At 31.4% G+C, this 11,103-nt stretch carries 7 protein-coding genes; all 7 read left to right on the plus strand.

Annotated elements, in window-relative coordinates:
- Positions 1 to 10 precede the first annotated feature (10 nt).
- Entirely contained in the window at positions 11 to 646 is a 636-nt protein-coding gene (locus tag RWM24_RS07340) for an ABC transporter ATP-binding protein (protein ID WP_314112981.1), read from the plus strand.
- Between the two features lie 17 nt (positions 647 to 663).
- Entirely contained in the window at positions 664 to 2,040 is a 1,377-nt protein-coding gene (locus tag RWM24_RS07345) for an FtsX-like permease family protein (RefSeq protein WP_314112983.1), read from the plus strand.
- A gap of 186 nt (positions 2,041 to 2,226) precedes the next feature.
- On the plus strand, positions 2,227 to 2,883 hold the full coding sequence (locus tag RWM24_RS07350; RefSeq protein ID WP_314112985.1) for a response regulator transcription factor: 657 nt from the start codon (positions 2,227 to 2,229) through the stop codon (positions 2,881 to 2,883).
- Entirely contained in the window at positions 2,880 to 4,187 is a 1,308-nt protein-coding gene (locus tag RWM24_RS07355) for a HAMP domain-containing sensor histidine kinase (RefSeq protein WP_314112987.1), read from the plus strand. Before RWM24_RS07350 ends, RWM24_RS07355 begins: the two co-directional genes overlap by 4 nt.
- Before the next feature lie 111 nt (positions 4,188 to 4,298).
- Positions 4,299 to 6,920, plus strand: coding sequence for a helicase C-terminal domain-containing protein (locus RWM24_RS07360; RefSeq protein ID WP_314112990.1), 2,622 nt, complete (start codon positions 4,299 to 4,301; stop codon positions 6,918 to 6,920).
- Between the two features lie 190 nt (positions 6,921 to 7,110).
- Positions 7,111 to 8,529, plus strand: coding sequence for a glycogen synthase GlgA (gene glgA, locus RWM24_RS07365; RefSeq protein WP_314112992.1), 1,419 nt, complete (start codon positions 7,111 to 7,113; stop codon positions 8,527 to 8,529).
- Between the two features lie 20 nt (positions 8,530 to 8,549).
- Positions 8,550 to 10,943, plus strand: coding sequence for a glycogen/starch/alpha-glucan phosphorylase (locus RWM24_RS07370; RefSeq protein WP_314112994.1), 2,394 nt, complete (start codon positions 8,550 to 8,552; stop codon positions 10,941 to 10,943).
- Positions 10,944 to 11,103 lie beyond the last annotated feature (160 nt).

Genomic DNA, 11,103 nt, shown 5'->3' on the forward strand with positions numbered 1-11,103 from the left:
GAGAATGAATATGAGTGTATTATCAATGAATAAAGTAAGTTATCAATATAAGGAAGCACGTCAACCTGTTTTATCCCAAATTGAACAAGAATTTGAAGCAGGAAAATTTTACGCAATTATTGGAAAATCGGGTTCTGGAAAATCAACATTATTATCCTTATTAGCAGCACTAGATAATCCAACAAGTGGAAAGATTTTATTTGAAGGAGAAGATATTCAAGAAAAAGGAGATAGTTATCATCGTAAACATCATATTTCCTTAGTATTCCAAAATTATAATTTAATTGATTATTTAACTCCTTTAGAAAATATTCGCTTAGTTAATCCTACAGCTACAAAGGTAATTTTATTACAATTAGGATTAGAAGAAAGTCATGTGAATCGTAATGTTCTAAAATTATCAGGTGGACAACAACAAAGGGTAGCCATTGCTCGTGCATTAGTTTCAGAGGCTCCGATTATTTTAGCGGACGAACCAACGGGAAATTTAGATGAACAAACTGCAGGAGAAATTATTGATGTACTAAAAGCATTAGCAAAAGAAAGACAAAAATGTGTCATTGTTGTCACACATAGTAAAGAAGTAGCAAATGCTGCAGATACGATATTAGAATTGCGTGAAACAAAACTTCACGAAGTGAAATAAGTTAAGGGAGAAAGATTATGATAAAAAACGCATTTGCTTATATTTCAAGAAAAATCTTTAAATCGTTCGTATTATTTGCTGTTGTATTATCTATGGCGACATTAAGTATGATTGGATTATCGATGAAAGATGCAACAAATCAAGCTTCAAAAGAAGTGTTTAAAAATATTACAAATAGTTTTTCAATGGAAATTAATCGTCGTGTGAATCAAGGAACACCTCGTGGAGGAGGAAACATTAAAGGAGAGGATATTAAAAAAATCTCTGAATCTCCAGATATCGAAGGAACAGTTAAACGAATTAATAGTGTAGCTGATTTAGCAGACTACGATATTATTGAAACAAAAGAAACTCAAGGAGTATTAACACCTGATCGTATTAAGAAATTTAAACGTGCCGTGATGTTAACAGGAGTTAATGATTCAGCAAAAGAAAATAAATTTGTTTCTGGTGCTTATCAATTAGTGGAAGGGAGTCCATTAGTAGAATCAGATAAACATAAAATTTTAATGCATAAAGATTTAGCTGAAAAGAATCACTTAAAAGTGGGCGATAAAATTACATTAAAATCAAATGTGTATGATGCGGATAATGAAAAAGGTGCAAATGAAACGGTAGAAGTTGAAATTAAAGGTCTGTTTGATGGACATAATAAAACAAAAGTTACAGCTGCACAAGAATTATATGAAAATACTTTAGTAACGGATATTCATACTGCCGCTAAAGTATATGGAAATACTGAAGATACAGCAGTGTATCAAGATGCCACATTTTTTGTTAAAGGAAATAAAAATCTAGATACAGTGATTAAAGATTTAGGGAAACTAGCGATTAATTGGAAAAACTATAACTTAGTTAAAAGTTCTTCTAACTTCCCGGCCCTACAACAATCAATTTCGGGGATGTATGCTATCGCAAATAAATTATTTATTGGATCGATTGCATTTGCAGGAATTACAGTAGCATTATTACTATTCTTATGGATGAATGCTCGACAAAGAGAAATTGGAGTTCTATTATCGATTGGTTTATCGAAAATGGAAATCTTTGGACAATTCGTATGGGAGTTATTGTTCATTAGTTTGCCAGCATTTATAGGTGCTGTTTTAGTAGCCACTCTTACAGGAAAAACAGTTGGAAATCAATTGCTTGCTAGTGTTACTTCAAGTATTGCAAAACAAATGGGAAAACAAGCAGCATCTACGGGATTAGGTGGTGGAGCAGAGGTAGATGGCTTTAATAAGACATTAACTTCGTTAGAAATGGTGATTCAACCAACAAATATACTTTATGTTGTTGGATTTATGATTGTGGTATTAGGCGTTGCATTAACCATCGCTAGTGTGAAAACATTTAGTAAAAATCCTAAAGAATTATTAATGGATGTTGAATAGAAGGTTAAAATCACGGGGAGAAAAGATGAACCTCTAGGAATAATATACTGTAATTAAAAATGAAATAGATGGATAAAAGGGCAGACAAAGAATTCAAAGTAGATTCTTAGTCTGCTCACTTTTTATGAAATGAGAAGAACAGAAATAAGAAAATCATTTATAATAAGATTGAGAGGAGATGAAGCTGTGAGAATTTTAATGGTTGAAGATGAAGCAATGATTCGTGAAGGAGTCTGTGATTATTTAAGTGAATGTAATTATGAGATGATTGCGGCAAGTGATGGACAAGAAGCCATCGATTTATTCGATTCAAATGAAGTTCATTTAGTATTATTAGATATTCAATTGCCGAAAAAGAATGGATTAGAAGTTTTAGAATATATTCGAAGAAAAAGTTCCATACCTGCATTAATGTTAACGGCTTTTAGCGATGAAGAATACCAATTAAAAGCTTTTAGTCAATTAGCAGATGGCTATATTGAAAAGCCTTTTTCTTTACCTGTTTTAAAAGCGAGAATTGATGCTTTGATGAAACGATATTATCCGGATACAGAAGTGTTTACTTATCAAAATACGAGTGTGAATTTCTCTAGTTATACAGCAAGTCTTTCTGGCGAAAAAGTAGATATGAATGCGAAAGAAATTGAAATTTTAAAATGTTTAGTCGATCATGAAGGGCAAGCGTTAAGTAGGCAGCAAATTATTGATCAAGTTTGGAAAGAAACTGATGAAATTCCTTTTGATCGAGTGATTGATGTCTATATGAAAGAATTACGTAAAAAATTAGCATTAGATTGTATTATTACAATTCGTAATGTGGGATATAAATTGGAGAGACTATGAAATCATTAAAAATATTTCCAAAAATTTTAGCGACTACTTTTTTCATTTTAAGTATGTTGGTGATTGGTATTCATGTTTCAATTTATTTTATTTTTCCTAAAACTTATCTAGAAACGAAACAGCAGGAGCTAAGTATCAAAGCAAATCAAATTTCTTCCAGTTTAAATTTAAAAGAAGAAAGTCAAATTTTGGATTTTGTAAATCTATATTCGAAAGGTAACGATATTACTTTGATGACAGGTGCTGAAACTGGCTCTAATGAATTTGAAATTAGTCAAGGGATACCAGCTGATTTTTCAAGTCATACTAATTCTTTAGTCATTGAAGAGCGACAAATTCAAACGAAAAGCGGAGAAAATTTAAACTTACAATTTATAGCAACTGCTGATTTACAAAAAGAAGCGATTTCTTTAAGTTGGAAATTTTTACCGTATACATTGTTCCTATCATTTCTGATGTCACTGATGATAGCTTGGATTTATGCGAGAATGTTAACGAAACAAGTACAACAGATGAAAAAGACAATGAGAAAAATGAAACAATTGGATCGTCATGCATTGTTAGAAGTTCAGACGACTGATGAGATTGGTGAATTAAAATCACAAATTAATCAACTGTATATTAATTTATTACAAGTGATTGATGATGTAGAAGAAAAGAATGAAATGATTCTTCAATTAGAAAAAATTAAATATGAATTCTTCCGTGGACGTTCGCATGACTTAAAAACTCCTTTAGCGAGTTTAAAAATCATTTTAGAAAATATGAAATATCATGTTGGAAAATATAAAAATCGTGATTATTATATTGATGAATGTATTCAAATTGTTGATGGACTGACCGTTAAAGTGGTGGCACTATTGAAGGAATCGAAGGAAGCCCTAGGAGAAAAAGCAAAATGGATTTCCCTCGAAGAAGAAATTCAAAAAGTTTCTCAGGACCATCATTGGATTGCGATGAAGAGAAATTTAACGATTCATAGTCATATTGTTTCAAAGCAATTATTAATTGGTCAGGAAGCTTTTAAAATTGTACTCGCTAATATTTTTAGTAATGCCTATCAATATGCTAAAAAAGGTTCAATTATTCGAATTATTTCAGATGAAAATTGCCTCATCATTCAAAATGAAGTGAATGATAGAATAGAAGAAATGAATGATTTATTAGAAGAGGAACAGAAGAAAACAGGTATTGGCTTATTAGTCGTTCAAAATTTATTAGAACATTATGGTTTTAAATATCATTTAGAAAAAGATACAAAACTTGTTACGGTAACAATAGAGTTCCCAAAAAATGAAGAATAGAAATAGAAGTACATTTCTAACTATAAGGAAGTGTACTTCTTTTTTATGAGAATAGTTGCGTTTCCCTAAAAGAGTTAGTAAACTAATTTTATGAGAAAAGTAGGTGAGAGAATGAAAACGAGTTATGCAGTAGTGGATTTAGAAACGACAGGGCCTAAATTTGAAGAAGGTGGAAGAATTTTCCAATTCGGTTGTTCCATTATCGAACAGGGAGAAATTGTTACTCAAGTAGATTTGTATATAAATCCAGAAACAACGATTCCTCATGAGATTCAACAATTAACAGGAGTCGACAAGAAAGAAGTGAAGCAAGCCCCTTATTTTGATGAAATTGCCTCAACTATTTTTCAATTATTAGAAGGAAAAACATTTGTAGCTCATAATATCAGTTTTGATTATTCCTACTTAGTAGAAAGTTTTAGAGAATTAGCAGGAATTGAATGGAGTGCTCCTTGTGTGGATACTGTTCAATTAGCGCAAATTTGTTATCCAACGATTGAGAGTTATCGTCTGCAAGATTTAACGCAATTATTAGAGATTCCACATCAACAAATTCATTCAGCAGGAAGTGATGCGTATGCAACTGCTCAATTATTTTTGAACTGTTTAGAGGAATTAGAACAATTACCTCCACCTACTTTACAACAAATGTCATTATTTGCAGATAGTTTAATGGCTGAAACAGGGAAAGTGATTCATGACTGTTGTCAAAACGCTTCAGTATCTCAAAAAGAAAAAGAATTTATTTTTATAGAGGGATTTGCATTGAATCCCATTGTTGAAAAAGATGAAGATGATGAACAGACACAAAAATGGAATGCATTGGAACTATATCATCAATTAGTGGAGAAAAAGGTCATTGAATATCACCCCTTACAAGTTCAATTAATTGAATTTATGTTGGAAAGATTGAATTTTGGTCATTCTATTAATTGGGTAGAAGCGGAACCTGGACTTGGAAAAACGTTAGCGTATTTACTAGTCTCTTTACAAGTTCAGTCGCAAAATCATCCAATATGGATTGCCACTTCGACGATTTTACTACAACAGCAATTAGTAGAGCAGGAAATCAAACCGTTGGAAGAAGCATTAGGAATCTCACTTCCAATTGCAACTGTCAAAGGACAAGAGCATTATCTTTCATTGTCAGGACTAGCTGAAGTTTTAGAAAAATATGAACAATATCAAAATCAGAAAAGTGCTTTAACAGTCATTGGATTATTAAAATGGCTAGCACATACAACTTCAGGAGATTTATCTGAATGTAATTCGTTATTTTATCATCGTGAAATATGGGAGAAAATTACTAGAAAAGAAAGACAATTCTCTAAAATGGATTTCTATCGTAGAGCGATACGACATGCGAGAAAGTCTAAAATGGTCATTACGAACCAAGCATTTTTAGTCCAATATTTAAAACAAGCTCCTCAAAGAGACCATTTTGATAAACCAATTGTGATCATGGATGAAGTACAACAATTGGAGCATGTTTTAGAAAGCCAAGAACAAAAATTATTGGAATTTGATGCATTATGGCAAATACAAATGGAGTGGAACGAATACCATTTAGAAAGTTATTTAGAAATGTCGAGTACTCAAGAACATCAATCTAGACAAATTAATCGTCGATTACTTGAGATTTGTGACTTATATGAAGAATGGATGCAAATGATTCGAAAAGAAAGTTATCCTACTTCGGTTATATTGCTATCTGCAGAAGAATGGGAGAAGAGTATTCATCATCAAACATTAGCAGCGGTAAAATCAGCTTGTATTGATCTATTAAAACTAACATTTGATTTTAAATGCAATGATGAACTGGTTCAAAAAACTCATACTTGTTTACAAAAGTTAGTACAAGAAATGGTTCTTTTATTAAAACAAGAAGAGGGATATGTTGCCGTTTCTTATGTGTTGAAAAAAGGGCAATATAGTTTACAACTAGAAAGTATGAAATCTGCATTGAAAATGTGGAGAGAAATATATGGATATATGTATCAATTTATAGGTATTTCTGCAACTATTCCAATCTTTACACCACTATTTCATTCAATCGTAAAACAAGAAGATGGATTATTTTTACCAAAAACGTATCAAAATTTTGAACATACTGTATTTATACCGACAGATTTACCGACTCCTTCCATCATTGTGACACCTGAAAGAGTGGAATTATTAGCGAGACAATTACTAGATATTTATCAAAGAAAACAAGGAAGATGTCTAGTATTGGTTCATTCCATTGAAATGCTAGAGGAATTGGAGCAAGTGTTATTAGAACATCCAGATATTCCGTTATTAGTCCAACGAACGAATCAGTCGAGCAGAAAGGTTCAGCGGAAATTTCAACAACAAGAATCTGTCTTATTATTAGGCGTGTATAGTTTTTGGGAAGGTTTTGATAGCGGAGAGGTATCCATTGATCAATTAATTATTCCAAAATTACCTTTCCCAAATCCAACACAATTACAGCAAAGAGTCATTGCTGAGGAAATGAAATTACAAAATCGTCATTATTTCCAAGATTATGCTTTGGAAAAAATGTTACAACAATTTTATCAAGGATTAGGAAGAATGAATCGTCCGCATCAAGAAAAAGCAGAAATATGGATTTTAGATACACGTTCTATCAATTCTCCTTATGCAAATCGAGTGATGGAATGTATTCCAAATCGAGCAAAGATTTATTCTCAAACTTTTAGAAAATTAATTCAAAAAACAATGAAAGAATAGAAAAATTAAAAAACGGCAGTCGTAAGGACTGTCGTTTTTATCGTTCCTGTAAAGTTCATTAAAAAGTTAAAAACAAAACAATATTATAGTTTAATTTGTGATAAATAAGAGTATAATAGGAAATAATCAGTGAATTTTATTTCAAACTGATTAGAAGCAAGTTCCTATTAACCTAAAAAGGAGAATGATGATGAAAGTTCTATTTATCGCTGCAGAAGCATCCCCTTTTGTAAAAATTGGTGGACTAGGAGATGTGATTGGATCACTTCCCAAAGCGTTACAAGCCGAAGGAGTAGAAGCAAGAGTAGTATTACCACTTTACTCAAGTATCAATCGTGAAAAATTTCCTTTAGTATATAAAAAACATATTTTTGTGCAATTAGGCTGGAGACAAGCTTATTGTGGTATTTTTGAGTGTAATATCGATGGAATTACGTATTATTTTATTGATAATGAACAGTATTTTAATCGCTCAACTGTTTATGGACAAGAAGATGATGGTGAGCGTTTTGCATTCTTTTCAAAAGCTGCATTAGAAATTTTACCTCATATTGATTATCAACCTAATATTATTAATGCGAATGATTGGCATACAGCATTATCCATTATTTATTTAGATGACTTCAAATCAAGAGAAATGGAATTTTATAAAGGAATGCAAACTGTATTGTCTATTCATAATATTGAATTCCAAGGAAAGTTTAATCCGTATAGTATGGGAGATTTATTTGGATTAGATAATAAGTATTTTGATGCATTGATTTATAATGGTGATTTGAACTTATTAAAAGGAGCGATTCAATTAGCAAATCGTGTGAATACAGTCAGTCAAACTTATGCAAAAGAAATTTTAAATCCGTATTTTTCTTATGGACTAGATAAAATATTGCAAGTAGAGCAAGGAAAATTAGTAGGAATTGTGAATGGACTAGATACAGATACATTTAATCCAGAAACAGATGCTCATTTAGAAAAAAATTATTCTTTATCCTCAATCACAAAAAAAGTGGAAAATAAATTAGCATTTCAAAGACAAATGGCCTTAGAAGAAAATCCTCATAAGATGATGGTAGGAATGGTTACAAGATTAACGCATCAAAAAGGAATTGATTTAGTTTTAGACGTAGCAGATCAATTGTTAGATTTAGGAATCCAATTAGTGATTTTAGGAACGGGTGATGCTCATTATGAATCAGCCTTACGCTCATTAGAATATCGTAGACATGATGTTGTTAGAAGTTTAATTATGTTCTCAAGTGAAATGTCTTCAAAAGTATACGCTTCATGTGATGCATTTTTAATGCCTTCTAAAACTGAACCATGTGGCTTATCACAATTAATTTCTATGCGTTATGGAACAGTTCCAATTGTTCATCGTGTAGGAGGATTATATGATACTGTTCAACCATTTGATGGGGTTCATGGAACAGGATTTACATTTGAAAGTTTTAATTCTGGAGATTTATTAGATGCAGTAAGACGAACAAAAGAAGTCTATGATTTTCAAAAGGGAAATTGGACATCCATTGTTTCTCAAGCAATGAGTAAAGATGTTAGTTGGAATCAATCTGCGAAGCAATATGTTTCATTATATCAATCAATTTTATAAAAAGGGTTAAGGTGATTTTTGTGAATTCATTAAATTTTCAACAACGTATGGAGCAAACATTACAAATTCAATTTGGTGTAACGATTGATCATACCAGTAAACGTCAAGTTTATGAAGCGATGATGAGAAGTGTTCGTGATATTTTATCTCAAAAGAAATTTGGATATGAACAAGAATTAAAAAAACGCAGAGTGAAACGTGCGTATTATATGTCCATGGAATTTTTAGTGGGAAGAACGTTAAGAAATAATTTATTTAATTTAGGAATTGAACAAGAAATTCAAACATATTTAAGTAAACATCATATTTCTTTGGATGAAATTTATCAAATTGAACCTGATCCAGGGCTTGGAAATGGCGGTTTAGGACGTCTAGCTTCTTGTTATTTAGATGCACTAACAAGTCAAGATTATCCAGTAACAGGATTTTCAATTTTATATGAATATGGAATTTTCAAGCAAGTGATTAATAATGGTTGGCAACAAGAATTTCCGGATCACTGGTTAGATTTAGGAAAATACGGTTTAGTTTATCGTAGTGATGAAGAAGTGGAAGTTCGTTTCTATGGAAATATTAAAGAAGAAATGACACCAGAAGGATTCCGTGTGACTCATGAAAATTATACGGCTATTCAAGCTGAACCGTATGATTTATTAATTTCAGGATATGATACAGATACTGTTAATACTTTACGCTTATGGGAAGCAAAGGCGAAAACAGGATTTAATATGAAATTATTTGAACGTGGAGAATATTCTCGTTCTTCAGAAGCAGAAGCGATTGCATCTTCTATTTCTAAATTATTATATCCAGCAGATAGCACAAGAGAAGGAAAAGAATTACGAATTAAACAACAATATTTCTTCATTAGTGCATCACTACAACAACTAGTGAAAAATCATTACCGTGAATTTGGAACATTAGAAAACTTCCATGAATACGCAGCACTTCATATTAATGATACTCACCCAGCGATGGCAGTAGCAGAATTTATGAGATTATTAATTGATGAATACCATTATTCTTGGGAAAAATCATGGGAAATTACTACGAAAACATTTGCTTATACGAACCATACGATTATGTCTGAAGCGTTAGAAAAATGGGCTGTGGATTTATTCCAACCAATTCTTCCAAGAATTTATTCTATTATAGAAGAAATTAATCGTCGCTTCTGTCAATGGGTGATTGATATGGGTTATGAAATGACATTACCAGAAACAGCTATTATTTATGATGGTATGATTAAAATGGCGAACTTATCAATTGTTGGTAGCCATTATGTCAATGGTGTATCAAAATTGCATAGTGATATTTTAGTCGATTCTACATTCCGTTCATTTTATGCTTTATATCCGGATAAATTTGGTAATGTGACAAATGGTATTGCACATAGAAGATGGTTAGGACAAGCCAATCCTGAGTTAACGAATTATTTAGAATCATTAATCGGTATTGATTTTGTAAAAGATTTATCTAAAATTTCTAAGTTATTAGAGTATAAAGATGATGAAAAAGTTTTACATGCATTAAAGGATATTAAACATCAGAAGAAACAACAATTAGCAGCTTATATTCAAGATACATTAGGAATTACGGTAAATCCAAATTCCATTTTTGATGTACAAGTGAAACGACTTCATGAATATAAACGTCAATTATTAAATGCTTTGCATATTGTTTATTTATATCAAGCGATTAAATATCAAGGATTAAGACCAACACCAAGAACCTTTATTTTTGCTGCAAAAGCTTCATCAGGTTATGATATGGCAAAAAATATTATTAAATTTATCCATTCTATCTCTCAATTAATTGAAAGTGATGAATTAGTAAGAGAATACATTAAAGTAGTCTTTATTCCAGATTACAAAGTAAGTTTAGCAGAAATTATTTTACCAGCAGCAGATGTTAGTGAACAAATTTCTCAAGCTGGTAAAGAGGCAAGTGGTACTGGTAATATGAAATTGATGTTAAATGGAGCCATTACACTAGGAACATTAGACGGTGCCAATGTTGAAATTTTAGAAGCAGTTGGTGAAGAAAATATTGTTATTTTCGGATTAAAAACAGAAGAAGTTAATCAATTAGTTGCAGAAGGGTATAAACCTTGGGAATGGTATAATCGTTCTGAACGAGTGAAACAAACACTTGATTTCATTCGTACGATGACTGTTGGAGGTATGAACTTTAATTTCTTAGTAGATTATTTATTAAATGATGATCCATTTATGTGTTTAGCAGATTTTGAATCTTATATTTATGCGCAACAACAAATTGAAGAGGCATATAATGATGAAAAACAATGGCAAAAGATGAGTTTAGTGAATACTGCAAAAGCGGGTATTTTCTCAGCAGATCGTGCTGTAAAAGAATATGCAGATAGAATTTGGCACATCCAACAAGTGAAATAGAATAGAAATTGACTTTTCTGAAGTAGCAATGGACGCCATCAGCTTTGCTGTAGTGACCCTAAAAAGTTAGACTTTTTTGAGACGACTGAAGTCGTCTCTTTTTTGTATAAACAAAGTATAAATTTCTAATTATCTTTTTATATTTTCTTAAATGCTCGTA

This window comes from uncultured Granulicatella sp. (genome assembly GCF_963516875.1).
Classification (GTDB): domain Bacteria; phylum Bacillota; class Bacilli; order Lactobacillales; family Aerococcaceae; genus Granulicatella.

Bases quoted from the DNA above. Each gene is read 5' to 3' on its own strand.
- RWM24_RS07345 (WP_314112983.1), top strand. From the start codon at position 664: ATGATAAAAAACGCATTTGCTTATATTTCAAGAAAAATCTTTAAATCG.
- glgA (WP_314112992.1), top strand. From the start codon at position 7,111: ATGAAAGTTCTATTTATCGCTGCAGAAGCATCCCCTTTTGTAAAAATT.
- RWM24_RS07340 (WP_314112981.1), top strand. From the start codon at position 11: ATGAGTGTATTATCAATGAATAAAGTAAGTTATCAATATAAGGAAGCA.
- RWM24_RS07360 (WP_314112990.1), top strand. From the start codon at position 4,299: ATGAAAACGAGTTATGCAGTAGTGGATTTAGAAACGACAGGGCCTAAA.
- RWM24_RS07355 (WP_314112987.1), top strand. From the start codon at position 2,880: ATGAAATCATTAAAAATATTTCCAAAAATTTTAGCGACTACTTTTTTC.